This is a genomic window from Dryocola baronae (genome assembly GCF_051297175.1).
GTDB lineage: Bacteria > Pseudomonadota > Gammaproteobacteria > Enterobacterales > Enterobacteriaceae > Dryocola.
The window spans coordinates 4877576-4895447 of sequence record NZ_JBINNY010000001.1 but is presented as its reverse complement, the minus strand read 5'-3'; the positions used below and the strand labels follow the sequence as shown (position 1 = coordinate 4895447).

Genomic DNA, 17872 nt, shown 5'->3' with positions numbered 1-17872 from the left:
TCGCGTCGGATGGCGCTGCGCTTATCCGACCTACGCGTAAAATTTGTAGGTCGGGTAAGCCCTGCGCCATCCGACAAAAGCTCGCGGGAAGGCATCAAAATCATTTCAGCGGCGAATTGGTACGCTCGATGCTGTAGCGCTCAAGCTCTTTGTACGGCACCACTTTGGTTTTGCGCTTGCGCACGTCCACCACCGTCATGCGGTCGGTGCACGAGTAGCAAGGGTCGAGGCTGCCGATAATCAGCGGCGCGTCGGAAACCGTATTGCCACGCAGCATGTAGCGCAGGGTCGGCCAGTTGGCGTAGGTCGCGGCACGGCAGCGCCAGCGGTAGAGCTTCTGGTTGTCGCCGGTCATGCTCCAGTGGATATCGTCGCCGCGCGGCGCTTCCGAGAAGCCGAGCGCGAAGCGGTTTGGAATATAGGTAAAGCCTTCCACCGCAAGCGGGCCGCCGGGGAGGTTATCCAGCCCGAAGTCGATCATGTTCAGCGCGGTGTAGACCTCGTTAATGCGCACTTTGAGTCGCGATAGCACGTCGCAACCGTCGAGGCTGTGCACTTCCATTGGCAGCAGGCCGTAGCCGACAAACGGGTGGTCGGCGCGGGTATCGCGGGCGTGGCCGCTGGCGCGCACCATCGGGCCGACGTTGCTGAAATCGCGGGCGATCTGCGGGTCGAGGCGGCCGATGCCCACGGTGCGCTGTTCGATGTTTGGCGTACTCAGCAGAATATCCACCAGGTCTTTCACCTCGCGGCGCATCTGTTGGGCGAGCTGGCGGGTCTGGATCATGTCGTCTTTCAGCAGATCGCGACGAATCCCGCCGATCAGGTTCAGGCCGTAGGTTTTGCGCGCCCCGGTGAGGATTTCCGCCATCTTCATCGACATTTCGCGCACGCGGAAGAACTGCATAAACCCGGAGTCGAAGCCGACGAAGTGGCAGGCGAGGCCGAGGTTCAGCAGGTGGCTGTGCAGGCGCTCAACTTCCAGCAAAATCGCGCGGATCATCTGCGCGCGTTCCGGCACCACGATGCCCATCGCGTTTTCAACCGACGTGGTGTAGGCGGTGCTGTGGGCGAAGCCGCAGATGCCGCACACGCGGTCAGACAGGAAGGTGACTTCGTTGTAGCCCATGCGGGTTTCCGCCAGCTTTTCCATGCCGCGATGGACGTAGAACAGGCGGTAATCGGCGTCGATAATGTTCTCGCCGTCGACGAACAGGCGGAAGTGGCCCGGTTCATCAGATGTGACGTGCAGCGGGCCAATCGGCACCACGTTGTTTTTCTTACTGCCCAGCTCGTTGATGAACTCGTAGGTTTCCTGGTCGCCGGTTGGCGCAGGGCGCTGGCGGTAGTCCATGCTGTCTTTGCGCAGCGGGTAGAGATCGTCCGGCCAGTCGTCCGGCAGCACCAGGCGGCGCTCGTCCGGCAGGCCAACGGGCTGGAGGCCGTACATATCGCGCACCTCGCGCTCGCCCCACACGGCGGCAGGCACGCGCGGCGTGACGGACGGGAATTCTGGCTTATCGGCGTCCACTTCCACACGCACGGTGATCCAGCACTTCACGCCGGTTTCCATCGACAGCACGTAGTAAACCGCATAGCTGCCGCACAGCTGGCGCTCATCGTTGCCGAACAGCACCGACAGCCAGCCGCCCTGCTGGTAATACAGCCATTCCACCACTTCCGGTAGCATATTCAGCTTCACGGTGACGGTGATTTGATCTTTGGTCTGCCACGCTTCGTCAATCACCGCATGGGGGAACTGCTTATGCAGCGCGGCGAGATAATGTTGACCAATCTTTTCTTCAGACATTGTTAAATTCTCTTAAATCACGCCGCCAGCAAGGAGACGAAGGCTAAAAAGGCAAAGCCAAAACCGGCCCAGGTAATGCGCGAGGTTTCAAGCATCCGCAGGCGCGCCATGCTGTTTTCGAACAGCGCGATAATCAGTACGCCGGCAACCAGCTTTACGGCCGCCAGCACGACGGCGATAGCCAGCCCGCCCCAGCTAAAGGCGCTCATCTGGCCCCACGGCAGGAAAACGCCGACAAACATTTGCAGAACCACCAGCTGCTTGAGGGAAATCCCCCATTTCAGCACCGCGAAACCCGCGCCGCTGTATTCGGTCAGCGGGCCTTCCTGCAGCTCCTGCTCGGCTTCGGCCAAATCGAACGGCAGCTTGCCCATTTCGATAAAGGTGGCGAACGCGCAGGCGGCAAACGCCAGCAGCAGGGTTAACGACTGCGCGACGGGCCAGTGGTAAATCGTGGCGGTGATATTGCTGATATGCGTGCTGCCCGCCACCTGGGCGGCAACCCACAGGCCGAGCAGCAGAATCGGCTCCACCAGCACGCCCAGCATCGCTTCGCGGCTCGCGCCGATGGCGGTAAACGGGCTACCGGTATCCAGGCCTGCGATGGCAAAGAAGAAGCGGGCGATGGCAAACAGGTAAATCAGGGTGATGAGATCGCCAAGCCACGGCAGCGGTGAAGAGAGCGTCACCACCGGCAGCGCGGTGGCGATGGTCAGCATCACGCCCACCATCACGAACGGCATCAGGCGGAACACCCAGCCGGAGGCGGCGGGGGCCACGCTCTGGCGGCCCAGCAGTTTGAACAGGTCGCGGTATTCCTGCATCACGCCCGGCCCACGGCGGTTGTGCATGCGGGCGCGGGTGACGCGGGTGATACCGGACAGCAAAGGCGCGACGGCGAACAGCACCAGCGCCTGAATCAACGAGAAGAAAATTGTGTTCATGTCAGGCTCCTCAGGCGATGACCGCAACCAGCAGCACGGCCAGTTCGATGATGGCCAGCTTACGGAACGTGCCGGCGAGACAGTCGCACTGCCAGCCAGGCACCCATTTCACCGGGTTAAGGGTTTTACGCAGCTTGATAAGCGGAGCGAACGCCGCTTTGACGGGCTGGGCGAAACCGGTGGCGGTAATCACCATTGCCTGTTCGTGATCGTAACCGCAAACCCACGCCGCGCCGCGCGTGCGGTTGGGCAGACGGTCGCCGCGAAACGCCACCATCAGAATGAACGGCAGAAGCGGGCAGGCGATCAGCAGCAGGGCGATCATCGGCTGCGATACGGTGGTGTTGGCGGTTTGCAGCGGAAGCGGGATTGCGTTCTGCACTAGCGGGATAAACCACGGTGCGGCAACGCCCGCCGCCACGCAGCACAGCGCCATTGCGGCAACGCTCAGGTTCATCAGCCACGGCGCGGAGGTTGCGCTTTCCGCTTCCGGGGTGCGCGGCGCGCCGAGGAAGGTCACGCCATAAACTTTCGCCACGCACATCACGGCCAGCGCGCCGGTAATCGCAAGCCCCATCGCCAGCAGCGGCCCGAGGAAGCGGGCGACGAACGACGGCAGGGTGCCAAGGTGGAAGAACGACTGGTAAATCAGCCATTCACCGGCAAAGCCGTTCAGCGGCGGCAGGGCGGCCATCGCCATCAGGCCAACCAGCATCGCCAAAGAAATCAGCGGCATACGTTTGCCGATACCGCCGAGCTTCTCGATATCGCGATGCCCGGTACGGAACCATACCGCCCCCGCGCCGAGCAACAGCGTGGTTTTGAACAGGCTATGGTTGAACAGGTGATACAGGCCGCCCACCATGCCGAGCGCGATAAGCGTCGGTTCGCGGAGCGCAAAGCCAATCAGGCTACAGCCGAGGCCGAGCAGAATAATGCCGATGTTTTCCAGAGTGTGGTAAGCCAGCAGGCGGTTGATGTTGTGTTCCATCAGCGCGTACAGCCCGCCGATAAACGCGGTGACCATGCCGAGCACCACTACCAGCACGCCCCACCACAGCGGCATCACGTTGCCGATAAGCGAGAAGCACATAATGCCGTACAGGCCGATTTTCATCACCACCGCCGAGAACGCGGCGGCGGCGGGAGCAGAAGCGTTGGCGTGCGCCTGAGGCACCCAGCCGTGCAGCGGAATAATCCCCGACATAAAGCCGAAGCCCACCAGGCCAAGCAGCCAGATGGTTGAGCTAACCGGAACGGTGAATGCCTGCCGGTGCAGCTCGCCGAAGTTCAGCGTGCCGTACTGCTGCCACAGCAGCCAGCAGGCAATCGCCAGCAGCACGGTGCCGAGGCGGCCAAGGGCGAACCACAGCTTGCCGGACTGCTGGCAGCCGGTCAGGAAGTACCCGGCAAGACAGACGATCTCCGCCATCGCCACCAGCGTCACGAAATTGGTCGCCACCAGCGCGGTCACCGATGCGGCCATCACCACGTTAAGCAGGAAGCCGTTGGCGCGCACCGCGTGATGGCGGTGCCAGTCGATGTTAAACAGCGAGATAAACAGCCCCGACAGGCCGACGGTGGCGAGCCACACGCCGTTGAAGGCGTTCAGTTCAATCTGCCAGTGCCAGATTTGCGCCTCGCCGTTTAGCCCGCCGAGGGCGATAACGCCCGCCAGCAGCGTCAGCAGCGAACTGCCCGCGCCGCCAAGACCGGCAATTACGCCGCTCAGCGGCTTATGGAAGCGGGTTGCGGCGGCAAGAACGGCGCTTGCCACAAAGCCCAGCAGCGCCCAATGAATCAGAATAAAAGCACTCATTTTTTTGCCTCAGGCTGGGTAAACGAAGTGAGATCGCCAAGGGAAACGCCAAGCGTTAACTGACGTTTGCGCCTGTTGGCGGCGCTGAGATCTTTGTTATCAACCACGCGCAGCGCTTTGGTCGGGCAGGTGCGGACGCAGGCCGGGCCGCCTTCGTCAAAGCTGCATAAATCGCATTTCACCGCGATTGCGCGAACGCCGGGAACCCAGTCGAGCAGGGTGCTCACGCGGGCCGGTGCCGGTGGCGCAGGCGGCGCCTTCGGGCTGTTGGCGTTAGCGGGAATATGAATCGGACGGCTGCCGGAAAACTCAATCGCGCCGAACGGGCAGGCGATGCCGCACAGCTTGCAGCTGACGCACAGGCTTTCGTTAAGCTGCACCGCGCCGTCTACGCGGGTGATGGCGTTAACCGGGCACACCCCGGCGCACGGGGCGTCTTCACAGTGGTGGCACATCTGCGGTGCCGATTCGGCGGCGTTGCGCATGAGTTTCAGGCGCGGCATGGACTGCAGGCCGTGCAGGCGGTGGATCTCCGAACAGGCCGCCTCACAGGTGTGGCAGCCCATACAAAGTTTGGAATCTGCGATTACAAAACGGTTCACTATCGTTCCTTGGGGCATATCATCATTTTTGACGAAACCGTGCCGAAGCCTGCCATTTCGACAGTTTTCGACACCCGGCAGGCGCTAGGCCCGCGCCTGACTCTGGAGCGGCACCAGCGATACGGGCGCATCGTCATGCACGGCGCGATACAGGCATTCGTAAACCGGGCGGATTTTTTCGAGATAGTGTTCAAGCACCTGCTCACGATTACGGTTGCTGATGCTGGCGTCCACGCGGCCATCGTCATCAAGAATGGCTTTAGCAATCAGTACTTTGTCTTGACCGTCACGCTTTTCGACGTAGTACTCGATGGTGTGGCTGTTAAAGCCTTCCGCAAGCGCGATGTGGATAACGAAGTGGTCGAATAAAAAGAAGCGCAGGGAGTCGTCCGGATTGCAGCCCACCGCGTGATGCAGCTTGGCTTTCGAGAGGGTGATGCCCTGAATCAGGGTGTTACAGTAGTTCTGCCACTGCGCGAGCAGGCGCTGGTGTTTGTCGGCGATGTAGTCGGCTTTTTCGCTCAGTTCCCAAATGTTCATCTTTAAATCACTCTGTTTGTGCTGATACCCCCACAGAGCATGTTTCGTGCCAATTTTTTAATATGATGTTTTTATTGGATTTTATGGTTTTCGATGCGGAAGTGACGGTGGGCATGACATGTCATTTCGACATCTTTGCCACCGGGCGACAGCGGCATTGGACGCCCTCTCCCTAACCCTCTCCGCATGAGAGGGAGCCGATCGGAGTGGCCTGAGGGCGTCCCAATCCCACCCCAATCACCCATCCTCCCGACCTGGCATCTTCCTTGCATTACCTCCGCCAGATACCCCGGAGGCACTATGCACGAAATCACCCTCTGCCAACGCGCACTGGAACTCATCGAAGCTCAGGCAAAACGGCACGGCGCGCTGCGCGTGACCGGCGTGTGGCTGGAAGTTGGCGCTTTCTCCTGCGTCGAGAAAAGCGCGCTGGAGTTCTGTTTCGAACTGGTTTGCCGCGACACGCTCGCCGAAGGCTGCCAGCTTCACATTCATCAACAGGAAGCGGAATGCTGGTGCCACGACTGCCAGCAGCACGTCCAGCTTTTGTCCTCGCTGGTGCGGCGCTGCCCGCTGTGTGAGGGGAGCAACCTGCGCGTAGTGGCGGATGACGGCGTGCAGATCAAGCGTTTGGAAGTAGAGGAGACAAACCATGTGTAGCACCTGCGGTTGCGCCGAAGGCAACCTGTATATAGAAGGCGACGAGCGTAACCCGCATTCCGGATTCCGCAGCGCGCCTTTCGCCCCGGCAACGCGTCCGGCCATGCAAATCACCGGCGTGAAGTTTGCGCCCACCGCCGACGAGCAGGGCGACCTGCATTACGGCCACGGCGCGGCGGGCACCCACGCGCCGGGCATAACCCAGCGCCGCATGCTGGAAATCGAACTCAACGTGCTGGATAAAAACAACCAGCTCGCCGTCTACAACCGCGAGCAGTTTGCGAAACGCCAGCAGCTGGTGCTGAACCTCGTTTCCAGCCCCGGCTCCGGTAAAACCACCCTGCTGACCGAAACCCTGAAACGCCTGCACGGTAACGTGCCCTGCGCGGTTATCGAAGGCGATCAGCAGACCGTTAACGACGCCGCGCGCATCCGCGCCACCGGCACGCCCGCCATTCAGGTGAACACCGGCAAAGGCTGCCACCTCGACGCGCAGATGATCCGCGACGCCGTGCAGCGCCTGCCGCTCGAACGCAGCGGCATTCTGTTTATCGAAAACGTCGGCAACCTCGTTTGCCCGGCGAGCTTTGACCTTGGCGAACGCCATAAGGTTGCGGTGCTGTCGGTGACCGAGGGCGAGGACAAACCGCTGAAATATCCGCATATGTTCGCCGCCGCCTCGCTGATGCTGCTCAACAAAATCGACCTGCTGCCCTATTTGCAGTTCGACGTAGAAAAATGTCTCGATTACGCCCGCCAGGTGAACCCGAACATCGAAATCCTGCTGGTGTCCGCCACCAGCGGCGAAGGCATGGACAAGTGGCTGGCCTGGCTGGAGGCGCAGCGATGTGCATAGGCATCCCCGGTCAAATCGTTGAACGTCTGGCCGACGGCAGCGCGAAGGTGGACGTCTGCGGCATCAAGCGCGATGTAAACCTGATGCTGGTGGGCGACGCACAAATCGGCCAGTGGGTGCTGGTACACGTAGGTTTTGCGATGGCGATAATCGACGAGCAGGAGGCCCGCGACACGCTGGACGCGCTGCAAAACATGTTCGAAGTAGAGCCGGACGTTGGCGGCCTGCTGTTCGGCGAGGAGCGCGGCTGATGCGTTTTGTCGATGAATACCGCGCCCCCGAAAAAGTCATGCAGCTTATTGACGTGCTGCGCGAACGCGCGCCGAAGCTGGGCTACACCGCCGAGCGCCCGCTGCGCATTATGGAAGTCTGCGGCGGCCATACCCACGCCATCTTCAAGTTCGGCCTCGACCAGCTGCTGCCGGAAAATATCGAGTTTATTCATGGGCCTGGCTGCCCGGTGTGCGTGCTGCCGATGGGCCGCATCGATACCTGCATTGAGATCGCAAGCCACCCGGAGGTGATTTTCTGCACCTTTGGCGACGCGATGCGCGTACCGGGTAAAAGCGGATCGCTGATGCAGGCCAAAGCCCGCGGCGCGGACGTACGCGTGGTCTATTCGCCGCTGGACGCGCTGGCGCTGGCGAAAGAAAACCCGGCGCGCAAGGTGGTGTTCTTTGGCCTCGGCTTCGAAACCACCATGCCCGCCACCGCCATTCTGCTACAGCAGGCGAAGGCGCAGGGCGTGAACAACTTCTACTTTTTCTGCCAGCACATCACGCTGATCCCGACCCTGCGCAGCCTGCTCGAACAGCCGGATAACGGCATCGACGCGTTCCTCGCCCCCGGCCACGTCAGCATGGTGATCGGCACGGCGGCGTATGATTTTATCGCCACCCAACATCAGCGCCCGCTGGTGGTGGCGGGCTTTGAGCCGCTGGATCTCCTGCAGGGCGTGGTGATGCTGGTGGAGCAAAAAATCCGCCAGCAAAGCGCGGTGGAAAACCAGTACAGGCGCGTGGTGCCGGATGAAGGCAACGCGCTCGCCCAGCGGGCGATTGCGGAAGTGTTTGCCGTGCGCGGCGATTCAGAATGGCGGGGCCTGGGGACGATAAGCGAATCCGGCGTGCGCCTTACCGAAGGCTATCGCCAGTTCGACGCGGAAGAACATTTTAAACCCGCGCCGCAGCAGGTTTATGACGATCCGCGCGCCCGCTGTGGCGACGTGTTAACCGGGCGATGCAAGCCGCATCAGTGTCCGATGTTCGGCAAAACCTGCAATCCGCAAAACGCCTTTGGCGCGCTGATGGTCTCCTCCGAAGGGGCCTGCGCGGCGTGGTATCAATACCGTTCCCAGGAATGTGAAGCCTAAAAACGGTGGATGGCGCTAACGCTTATCCACCCTACGATCCGCATGTAGGTCGGGTAAACGAAGTGCTCCCCGACAAGATTTGGTGGATGGCGCTAACGCTTATCCCCCCTACGATCCGCATGTAGGTCGGGTAAACGAAGTGCCACCCGACAAGATTTGGTGGATGGCGCTAATGCTTATCCACCCTACGATCCGCATGTAGGTCGGGTAAACGACGTGCTTCCCGACACAGGTAAATATATGAAAACCATCGAACTCGCCCACGGCAGCGGCGGCCAGGCAATGCAAAAACTCATCGCCGATCTCTTTATGCTGGCGTTTGATAACCCTTACCTCGCCGAACAGGAAGACCAGGCGCGCCTGCCGCTGGCCGAACTCACCGCAGGCGGCGACCGGCTCGCATTCTCAACCGACAGCTACGTCATCGACCCGCTGTTCTTCCCCGGCGGTGACATCGGCAAAATTGCCGTGTGCGGCACGGCGAACGACGTGGCGGTGAGCGGCGCCACCCCGCGCTGGCTCTCCTGCGGATTTATCCTTGAAGAAGGGCTGCCGCTGGAAACCCTGGAGCACGTGGTGACCAGCATGGCGGCCACGGCAAAAGAAGCGGGCGTCACCGTCGTCACCGGCGACACCAAGGTCGTGCAGCGCGGCGCGGCGGACAAGATTTTCATCAATACGGCGGGCATCGGCGCCATCCCTGCGGGCCTTAACTGGGGTGCATCGCAGATAGGCGTGGGTGACGTTTTGCTGGTCAGCGGCACGTTGGGCGACCACGGAGCGACTATTCTTAACCTGCGGGAATCATTAGGAATGGAAGGCGCGCTGGTCAGCGACTGTGCGGTGCTGGCTCCGTTAATTGCGCCGCTGGTGAATATCCCCGGCGTGAAGGCACTGCGCGATGCAACGCGCGGCGGCGTGAATGCGGTGCTCCACGAGTTTGCCGCCTCAAGCGGCTGCGGCATGGAAATCAGCGAAAGCCAGCTGCCGCTTAACCCGGCGGTACGCGGCGTTTGCGAACTGCTCGGCCTGGACGCGCTGAATTTTGCCAATGAAGGCAAACTTATTATTGCCGTTGCGAGGCATGCCGCACAAAACGTACTCGCTGCTTTACAAGCGCACCCGCTTGGACAAAATGCAGCCATTATTGGTGAGGTTGTCGAGCGCAAGGGCGTGCGCGTGGCGGGCCTGTACGGCGTGAAACGCACGCTGGATCTGCCGCACTCGGAACCTCTCCCGCGCATTTGTTGACGTAAGCCAGGAACCGCCCGCGATCCCCTGGCTACACTTAAGCGCGATTTATATGACAAATACTTTGTTGACCCGCACCCTCGCGGGTCTCTTTTATGGATATGCAAAATGCCATACACACCGATGAGCGATCTCGGGCAGCAGGGGCTATTCGACATCACGCGGACTCTGCTGCAACAGCCCGATCTTCCGGCGCTCGCTTACTGTCTGACTCAGTTAGCCAGGCAGGGCGCGCTTGCGGATCGGGTTAACGTGCTGCTTTATCACCCGCTGCACCAGCGCGTGGGTTTTTATGGCATGGACAAACATGGCCAGGGGCTGCACTACGAAGATGAAATGGTGCTGGCGAACGGCCCGGTGCGCCGCGTGCTGTCGCGCCCGGAAGCGCTAATCTGCACCCAGGAAGAGTTTAACGAAACCTGGCCGCAGGTGATGAACCTCGAACTGTATGCGCCCTTTGGCCGCTACTGCCTGCTGCCGCTGGCGGCGGAAGGCAAAATTTTCGGCGGCTGCGAGTTTATCCGCAATAACGACGCCGCCTGGACCGACAAAGAGCTGGACCGCCTGCACACGCTGGCCCAGGTTGTGGGGCTGGTGGCAGAACAAATCCAGAGCCGCATTAGCTCGAACCAGGACTACAACCTGCTGTGCCGCGAGCGCGATGACTTCCGCATTCTGGTGGCGGTCACCAACGCCGTGCTGTCGAAGCTCGATCTTGACGAACTGATCAGCGAAATCGCTCGTGAGATCCACCACTACTTTTCGATCGATTCGATCAGCATCGTCCTGCGCGGCAACCGCAAAGATCGCCTGACGATTTACTCCACCCACTTTGTCGATGAGCGCTCGCCCATCCACGACCAGAGCGACGTCGCCGAGCCGGGCACGCTGTCCGAACGCGTGTTTAAAAGCGGCGAAATGCTGCTGCTTAACCTGCATCAGGGCGACCAGCTCGCGCCATATGAACGGATGCTGTTCGAAATGTGGGGCAACCAGATCCAGACGCTGTGCTTGCTGCCGCTCAATTTCGGCAACAACATGCTCGGCGTGCTGAAGCTTGCCCAGTGCGAGGCGGGCGTGTTTACCCCGGCGAACCTCAAGCTGCTGCGCCAGATTGCCGAACGTATCGCCATCGCGGTGGATAACGCGCTCGCCTATCAGGAAATCAATCGCTTAAAAGAAAATCTTGTCGATGAGAACCTCTATCTCACCGAGCAGATCAATAACGTCGCCAGCGATTTTGGCGAGATTATTGGCCGCAGCGAAGTGATGTCGAACGTACTCAAACAGGTGGAGATGGTCGCGAAAAGCGACAGTACGGTGCTGATCCTCGGCGAAACGGGGACGGGCAAAGAGCTTATCGCCCGCGCGATTCACAACCTCAGCGAACGCAACAGCCGCCGGATGGTGAAAATTAACTGCGCCGCCATGCCCGCCGGGCTGCTGGAAAGCGACCTGTTCGGCCACGAGCGCGGCGCGTTTACCGGCGCGAATACCCAGCGCATCGGGCGCTTCGAGCTGGCGGACAAAAGCTCGCTGTTCCTCGATGAGGTGGGCGATATGCCGCTGGAACTCCAGCCGAAGCTGCTGCGCGTCCTTCAGGAGCAGGAGTTTGAGCGCCTCGGCAGCAACAAAATCCAGCAGGTGGACGTGCGTCTGATTGCCGCCACCAACCGCAACCTGAAGGAAATGGTGGCCGAAAGGGAATTTCGCAGCGACCTCTACTATCGCCTGAACGTCTTCCCGATAACTTTGCCGCCGCTGCGCGAGCGCCCGGAGGATATCCCGCTGCTGGTGAAATCCTTCACCTTTAAAATCGCCCACCGCATGAACCGCAATATCGACAGCATCCCGGCGGAAACCCTGCGCGCCTTAAGCCGCATGGAGTGGCCGGGCAACGTGCGCGAGCTGGAAAACGTGGTTGAACGCGCGGTGCTGCTGACGCGCGGCAACGTGCTGCACCTGTCACTGCCGGAAATGGACTACCGTCCGCCGGAAGAAAAAACCGTGCCGCTTGTCGTGAATGAAGAAATCCGCGAAGGGGAAGACGAGGCCGCGCGCATCTTGCGCGTATTGAAGGAAACCAACGGCGTAGTGGCGGGCCCGCGCGGCGCGGCGCAGCGATTGGGGCTGAAACGCACAACGCTGCTGTCACGCATGAAGCGTTTGGGGATTGATAAAGAGGGGATTTAGCCTGAAACTTGCTATAACCCTACATTTTTTACCAGGTATCACACATGGCAATTATCCCGAAAAACTACACGCGGCTGGAAAGCGGCTACCGTGAAAAAGCGCTCAAGCTCTTCCCGTGGGTCTGCGGGCGCTGTTCCCGCGAGTTCGTCTATTCGAATCTGCGCGAGCTAACCGTCCACCACATGGATCACGACCACACCAATAACCCGGAAGACGGCAGCAACTGGGAGCTTTTGTGCCTTTATTGCCACGACCACGAGCACTCAAAATACACCGAAGCGGATCAGTACGGCTCAACGGTTATCGCCGGCGAAGACGCGCAGAAGGACGTCGGCGAAGCGACATACAACCCGTTTGCTGATTTGAAGGCGATGTTGAATAAGAAGGGTTAGGTGTTGTTATACCCTCTCCAAACGGAGAGGGTATCTAATCAGAACGCCCAGGAAACTCCGCCCATTACGCTTGCGTCATGGTCTTTATCGGCCATCGGACTGTCTGCGATTTGGCTATCCATCAACGTGTAGCGGGCGCTGGTCAGCAGGGTTAGCTGCGGCGTGAGGCTGTAGCTCAGGCTTAGGCCAAGAAACGGGTTCCAGCTTGCGCCCGGCTGATAGCTTGATAAACCGCTGCGCTTAGCCTCGTCATCCGACACGCCATAGTAATATTGGGTTAATTTATCGTCGTACCAGGTGACCCCGGCGGAAGGAATAATCCTTATCGCGCCGAGTTTTATTACCCGCAGATAGGACAGCTCGCCGATAAGGCCGTTGCTTTTGTCCAGAATATCCCCGGACAGGCTGGCTTTCAGCGTGCCCCAGGTTTCATGGTGATAAAACGCCAGGCCCGCAAGCGCGGTGGCTTCGCGTTTATCCAGCTTCTGCAGCGCTTTATTGTCACTATCGCTCGGATCGAACGCGTACGGTAAATAAGAAAGTATGGCGCTGAATTCGTTTTTTCGATCTTTTGCCAGAATATAACCTAGCGACGTTTCACGGATATATATTTTATTGCTTTCATAATGGGCAAAAGGAATGGCTTTTACATCATCATTATATTCTTTATAGGGTGTCTGGTGATATATTCCGCCAGCTCCCAGAGTGAGTTCATTGGCGCGCGCAGTATTTATGGTTAGCCCCGCAAGCGCCAGTAAAAGATATGCTCTGAGATTCATGCGATCGTTCCATTTGCCAGATCAAGAAGTTGTCGCGTATTCTATTTGCGCGGCAATGGGTTACGCAATGCGTATATTTATATAGTAATATATGAAAAATATATAAATACGGAAAATGAGGCAAACAGCATAATGGGCAATATTCGATTTAAATTGAATGAGCTAAAGATCGTTTCGGTGGTTGCTTCCTGCGGCAGCCTGAGCCAGGCCGCCGTCATTTTAGGCGTGGCGCAGGCGAATATCAGTAAATCCATTAGCGATTTTGAAGCGCGGATTGGCCTGAAAATTTTCGAGCGCTCAACCCGGCGAATATCCCTTACGCCGTTTGGCGAATCACTGCTGGTGAAAGTGGACGGCTATTTGGCGCAAACACACGAGCTTGAAAGATTTATTACTGATTACAAAAGAGAAAAAATCGGCAAGGTCACCATCTTCGCCCCAACAGGCATCGTCAATTTTATGTCGCAAAAGGTGCTCCCGGCGTTAAGCGATACGGGCGATATTACGCTGGCGCTGAGAACCTATAATCTCGAGCGCAATGAGTTTTATGACGGATTAAACTTCCCCCCCGACGCGGATATTATGCTGACCTACGCCATGCCAAAAGACGAATCGCTCGTTGCCACAACGCTGACTTCATTTTCGGTGACCGGTTTTGCAAGCCCGGATTATCTCCAACAAAATCCCATTTACAGCCCGGAAGAGTTGGCCAATCATTCATGTATTTTGATGCAGTCGATGTTAATTAATGACACCAATATCTGGAAATTTAGCCAGCAGGCAGATTGCGCGGAAAAAGATTATAGCGTCACCGGTAAATATATTTGCGATAATACCAATACGGCCATTGAATTAGCCCGCCACGGGCTGGGGATAGTTTTCGCTCCACGGCAAAGCGTTAAGAAAGATTTGGATGCGGGGATATTAATTCCGTGTTTTGAAAATAATATACAGTGGCAACTTGAACTCATTGTTATCTTTAAAAAGCGAGAATATCAGCCTTACCGCGTGCAGTATATTCTCGATCAGATGCTGGAGATAATTAGTGACTATATAAAGGAAGGATGAGCGGACGTTTTTGGCTATTTACCGCTTTTCAGGACACGCCGCGCGGCCTCAGCGAGAAAAGCGCTGCGGCTGGCGAAGTCCGCATTTTTTTTCACGTAGCCATCAATCAGGGTCAGAAGACGGTGCGGCAGGGTGATATTGATGCGTTCTGCACGGCTATCAAATTTATCCAGATTGATATCAACCAGCAGCCAGCTCCCGCCGACAAACTCTTCCGGCGTATTCTGCACATGCTGCTCAACGGCAAGTGTATCTGGAATCGGCTGGTCCATCTCGCACAGCAGTTCAAAATGGGCATTTAGCGCGCCGTGAGCATCGCGAAAGGCATCATCCAGTGAACGCCCAGCAAAAAAGCAGCCCGGCACATCCGGGAAAAAGCCGCTGGCGCTACCGTCCGCATCAGAATGTACATAAGCGGGATAAAACATACTTTCTCCTTAACAGATAGGCTATTTGAGGCGAGCGTGCTTCAGAATTTGATGCAGCGTACCTGGCTTAAGATCCTGACGCGGATGTGGCACGGTCACAATCCCGGCAAAATCTGGATGCCGAAATTGATAATGGCTACCTTTCACGCGTACCGGTATCCAGCCGTTTTTCTTCAACAATGCAATCAGCTCGGCACTTTTCACTCTACTCCCTTCCCTGGGTTATGTACACACTATACACATCACACTTTGATGAAGCGGTTACGTTACGGCAATGGCGTTGCCGCGTCATTGATGGAATGGGCCAAATACGGGATGGCTCGAAGAAAATAATGTTTAGTTGCGTAGAGAAAACAGAGAGTCGCGAGGAACAGCAGATTTAAACGTCGAGTGGCGCTGCGCTTATCCGACCTGCACGTCAATGCGTTAGTAGATCGGCGTCGGTAGGCCGGGTAAGCTTAGCGCCACCCGGCATAGTTCATCGCCGGCTCGGGTAAGGCCTAAGCCGTCACTCGACATACTCACCGGCTAACCCTTAAAACAGCCCCAACGGTTTATCGGAATAGCTCACCAGCAGGCACTTGGTCTGCTGATAGTGCTCCAGCATCATCTTGTGGGTTTCTCGCCCGATGCCGGACTGTTTGTAGCCGCCAAACGCCGCGTGGGCCGGGTAGGCGTGGTAGCAGTTGGTCCACACTCGGCCCGCCTGGATGCCGCGGCCCATTTTGTAGGCGATGTTGCCGTTGCGGCTCCAGACGCCCGCGCCGAGGCCGTATTCGGTGTCGTTCGCCAGCTCCAGCGCCTCCTCCATGGTTTTGAACGTGGTGACCGCCAGCACCGGGCCGAAGATTTCTTCCTGGAAAACGCGCATGTTGTTTTTGCCAAACAGAATGGTTGGCTCCAGGTAATAGCCGTCTTTCAGGCCACCTTCCAGCGCTTTGCGGCGTCCGCCGGTTAGCACGTCCGCGCCCTCTTTTTTGCCGATATCGATGTAGTTAAGGATGGTTTCCATTTGGCCCTGGGAAACCTGCGCGCCCATTTGCGTGCTGGCGTCCAGCGGGTTGCCACTGCGGATGGATTCCACGCGGCGGATGGCGCGTTCCATAAAGCGTTCGTAAATGGATTCCTGCACCAGCGCGCGGCTCGGGCAGGTGCAGACTTCGCCCTGGTTGAAGGCGAACAGCGCAAAGCCCTCCAGCGCCTTGTCGAAGAAGGCGTCCTCTTCGTCCATCACGTCGGCAAAGAAGATGTTCGGCGATTTGCCGCCCAGCTCGAGCGTCACCGGGATGATGTTCTGCGTGGCGTACTGCATGATCTGCTGGCCGACCTCGGTCGAGCCGGTAAAGGCGACTTTGGCGATGCGTTTTGAGGTGGCGAGATATTCGCCGATTTCGCCGCCCGCGCCGTTGACCACGTTGATGACGCCCGGCGGCAGCAAATCGCCCACCAGCTCCATCAATAGCAGCACGGACAGCGGCGTCAGGCGCGCCGGTTTCAGCACGATGCAGTTGCCCGCGGCCAGCGCAGGGGCCATCTTCCAGCTCGCCATCAGCAGCGGGAAGTTCCACGGGATGATCTGCGCGACCACGCCGAGCGGCTCGTGGAAGTGATAGGCCACGGTTTCGCCGTCAACTTCGCTGATCCCGCCCTCCTGTGCGCGGATACAGGAGGCAAAATAGCGGAAGTGGTCGACGGCTAGCGGCACGTCGGCACCGCTGGTTTCGCGGATGGGCTTACCGTTGTCCCAGGTTTCGGCGGCGGCGAGCAGGTCGATATTCTGCTCCATGCGGTCGGCAATTTTGAGCAGAATATTGGCGCGCTCCTGCACGGACATGCCGCCCCAGGCCGCTTTGGCTTCGTGCGCGGCGTCCAGCGCCAGATCGATATCGCCCTTGCCGGAGCTGGCGATTTCACACAGCGGCTGGCCGGTGACCGGGGTGAGGTTTTCGTAGTATTTGCCGTCTACCGGCGGCACCCACTGGCCGCCGATGTAGTTGTCGTAACGGGGTTTGAGCTTTAGCGGAAAACCATACTCGCCGGGAATGATTCGGGTATCGGGAGGATTATTTGTCATGGTGTTCTCCTGTCGTGGTTGCCCTTCAAGGTTAGTCGCCAGTGCTGGTTTCTTCGCCAGCGTTTGAAGGCTTTACGACACGGCTCACGGATTAAATTTTGTCGATTCAGAGTAATCGACCAGCAGCCTGAGTGATTTGATACATACTTTAGGATTACCTTTTTCCCGTTTCGCCAAAAGGATTGCTCATGCGCCTGTTTATTGGTTTTGATGTAGGCGGTACCCATGTAAAACATGGTTTATTCACAGAAGAGGGGGAGGTGCTGATCGCTGAAGAATACGATACCCACTACGACCGCCAGCTGTTTCTTGACGCCTGGCAAAGCGTGGTGGCGGGCTACCGGCAGCACAACGAAATCGCCGGTATCGCCATTAGTTTTCCTGGCTACATTAACCCGCACACCGGCAGCGTCCCCAAGGCTGGCGCGCTGACCTTTCTCGACGGCTGCAACCTGCTGGAAGTGTTTGGCGAGCTGACCGATTTACCCATCACCGTGGAAAATGACGCCAACTGCGCGGCGCTCGGTGAGATGTGGCTCGGCGCGGGCAACGAATACGATTCGCTGGTGTGCGTGACCATCGGCACCGGCATCGGCGGCGGCATTATCGTTAATCGCGAATTAATGCGCGGCTCGCACTTCCGCGCCGGGGAGTTCGGCGTGCTGCCCGTCGGCCAGTACGGTGAAGACATGCACCAGCTCGCCTCGGCCAAAGGGCTGATGGACGCCTGCCGCCGCGAGATGAATATCCCGGCGGACGAAAAAATTCACGGCCAGGATATTTTTGCGCGCGCTGAGACGGATTTACACATTCAGGGTGTGATTGATAACTGGGTGAAATACCTGGCGCGCGGCATTTACAGCGTGGTGTCGCTGTTCGACCCGCAGGCGATTTTGCTCGGCGGCGGCGTTAGCACCCAGCCGATGCTTTATCCGATGCTGGAACGCCATCTTGAGGGCTTCAAGTTCTGGGACGTGCTGAAGGTGCCGATTCGGCCGTGCAAGCTCGGCAACAAGGCCGGGATGTTAGGCGCGGTTTGGTTGGCGAAGCAGAAGTGATTGGTGTTGTGCAAAAGTCGGATGGC

18 protein-coding genes are annotated in these 17872 nt (G+C 58.5%); 9 read left to right on the top strand and 9 right to left on the bottom strand.

Going from position 1 to position 17872, the window contains the following annotated elements; translation table 11 throughout:
- Positions 1-100 precede the first annotated feature (100 nt).
- The 5 genes from ACSPHG_RS23110 to hycA all read right to left on the bottom strand — a co-directional run bounded on the left by ACSPHG_RS23110 (position 101) and on the right by hycA (position 5715).
- Positions 101-1810, bottom strand: coding sequence for a hydrogenase large subunit (locus tag ACSPHG_RS23110; protein ID WP_435955804.1), 1710 nt, complete (start codon positions 1808-1810; stop codon positions 101-103).
- Positions 1811-1827: 17 nt separating this feature from the next.
- On the bottom strand, positions 1828-2754 hold the full coding sequence (locus ACSPHG_RS23105; protein WP_435955803.1) for a respiratory chain complex I subunit 1 family protein: 927 nt from the start codon (positions 2752-2754) through the stop codon (positions 1828-1830).
- 10 nt (positions 2755-2764) lie between these two features.
- The gene (gene hycC, locus ACSPHG_RS23100; protein WP_435955802.1) at positions 2765-4573 is read right to left on the bottom strand and encodes a formate hydrogenlyase subunit 3; all 1809 of its coding nucleotides are present in this window, start codon (positions 4571-4573) and stop codon (positions 2765-2767) included.
- Positions 4570-5175 (bottom strand): 4Fe-4S dicluster domain-containing protein, encoded by a 606-nt coding sequence (locus ACSPHG_RS23095; protein ID WP_435955801.1) that lies wholly within the window; start codon positions 5173-5175, stop codon positions 4570-4572. The genes hycC and ACSPHG_RS23095 overlap by 4 nt, the downstream gene beginning before the upstream one ends.
- An 84-nt stretch (positions 5176-5259) precedes the next feature.
- Complete coding sequence (gene hycA / locus ACSPHG_RS23090) at positions 5260-5715, bottom strand: formate hydrogenlyase regulator HycA (RefSeq protein ID WP_435955800.1); 456 nt, start codon at positions 5713-5715, stop codon at positions 5260-5262.
- A gap of 300 nt (positions 5716-6015) precedes the next feature.
- Between hycA and hypA the strand changes: the two genes are divergently transcribed.
- The 7 genes from hypA (at position 6016) to yajD (ending at position 12439) form a co-directional block, all read left to right on the top strand.
- Positions 6016-6375 (top strand): hydrogenase maturation nickel metallochaperone HypA, encoded by a 360-nt coding sequence (gene hypA / locus ACSPHG_RS23085; RefSeq protein WP_435955799.1) that lies wholly within the window; start codon positions 6016-6018, stop codon positions 6373-6375.
- Positions 6368-7231 carry a hydrogenase nickel incorporation protein HypB gene (gene hypB, locus ACSPHG_RS23080; protein WP_435955798.1) on the top strand — a complete coding sequence of 288 codons (864 nt, stop codon included), beginning with the start codon at positions 6368-6370 and terminating at the stop codon, positions 7229-7231. The genes hypA and hypB overlap by 8 nt, the downstream gene beginning before the upstream one ends.
- Positions 7222-7482, top strand: coding sequence for a HypC/HybG/HupF family hydrogenase formation chaperone (locus ACSPHG_RS23075; RefSeq protein ID WP_435955797.1), 261 nt, complete (start codon positions 7222-7224; stop codon positions 7480-7482). The genes hypB and ACSPHG_RS23075 overlap by 10 nt, the downstream gene beginning before the upstream one ends.
- Positions 7482-8603, top strand: a complete 1122-nt coding sequence (gene hypD / locus ACSPHG_RS23070; protein WP_435955796.1) for a hydrogenase formation protein HypD — start codon at positions 7482-7484, stop codon at positions 8601-8603. The genes ACSPHG_RS23075 and hypD overlap by 1 nt, the downstream gene beginning before the upstream one ends.
- A gap of 240 nt (positions 8604-8843) precedes the next feature.
- A complete protein-coding gene (gene hypE / locus ACSPHG_RS23065; protein ID WP_435955795.1) occupies positions 8844-9854 on the top strand; it encodes a hydrogenase expression/formation protein HypE in 1011 nt (336 codons plus the stop codon).
- 108 nt (positions 9855-9962) lie between these two features.
- A complete protein-coding gene (gene flhA, locus ACSPHG_RS23060; RefSeq protein ID WP_435955794.1) occupies positions 9963-12047 on the top strand; it encodes a formate hydrogenlyase transcriptional activator FlhA in 2085 nt (694 codons plus the stop codon).
- Positions 12048-12091: 44 nt separating this feature from the next.
- Positions 12092-12439, top strand: a complete 348-nt coding sequence (yajD, locus tag ACSPHG_RS23055) for an HNH nuclease YajD (RefSeq protein WP_121264885.1) — start codon at positions 12092-12094, stop codon at positions 12437-12439.
- Positions 12440-12477: 38 nt separating this feature from the next.
- On the opposite strand, the gene ACSPHG_RS23050 is transcribed toward yajD, so the two are convergent.
- Entirely contained in the window at positions 12478-13218 is a 741-nt protein-coding gene (locus ACSPHG_RS23050) for a MipA/OmpV family protein (protein WP_435955793.1), read from the bottom strand.
- Between the two features lie 132 nt (positions 13219-13350).
- Here ACSPHG_RS23050 and ACSPHG_RS23045 point away from each other — a divergent pair, with 132 nt between their 5' ends.
- Complete coding sequence (locus tag ACSPHG_RS23045) at positions 13351-14286, top strand: LysR family transcriptional regulator (RefSeq protein WP_435955792.1); 936 nt, start codon at positions 13351-13353, stop codon at positions 14284-14286.
- 14 nt (positions 14287-14300) lie between these two features.
- Here the strand turns inward: ACSPHG_RS23045 and ACSPHG_RS23040 are convergent, their stop codons facing one another.
- The 3 genes from ACSPHG_RS23040 to exaC all read right to left on the bottom strand — a co-directional run bounded on the left by ACSPHG_RS23040 (position 14301) and on the right by exaC (position 16788).
- Positions 14301-14714 carry a type II toxin-antitoxin system HicB family antitoxin gene (locus tag ACSPHG_RS23040; RefSeq protein WP_435955791.1) on the bottom strand — a complete coding sequence of 138 codons (414 nt, stop codon included), beginning with the start codon at positions 14712-14714 and terminating at the stop codon, positions 14301-14303.
- 21 nt (positions 14715-14735) lie between these two features.
- On the bottom strand, positions 14736-14918 hold the full coding sequence (locus tag ACSPHG_RS23035; protein ID WP_435955790.1) for a type II toxin-antitoxin system HicA family toxin: 183 nt from the start codon (positions 14916-14918) through the stop codon (positions 14736-14738).
- 331 nt (positions 14919-15249) lie between these two features.
- Positions 15250-16788 carry an acetaldehyde dehydrogenase ExaC gene (gene exaC, locus ACSPHG_RS23030; RefSeq protein ID WP_435955789.1) on the bottom strand — a complete coding sequence of 513 codons (1539 nt, stop codon included), beginning with the start codon at positions 16786-16788 and terminating at the stop codon, positions 15250-15252.
- 188 nt (positions 16789-16976) lie between these two features.
- Between exaC and ACSPHG_RS23025 the strand changes: the two genes are divergently transcribed.
- Positions 16977-17846, top strand: coding sequence for an ROK family protein (locus ACSPHG_RS23025; RefSeq protein WP_435955788.1), 870 nt, complete (start codon positions 16977-16979; stop codon positions 17844-17846).
- Positions 17847-17872: the final 26 nt, after the last annotated feature.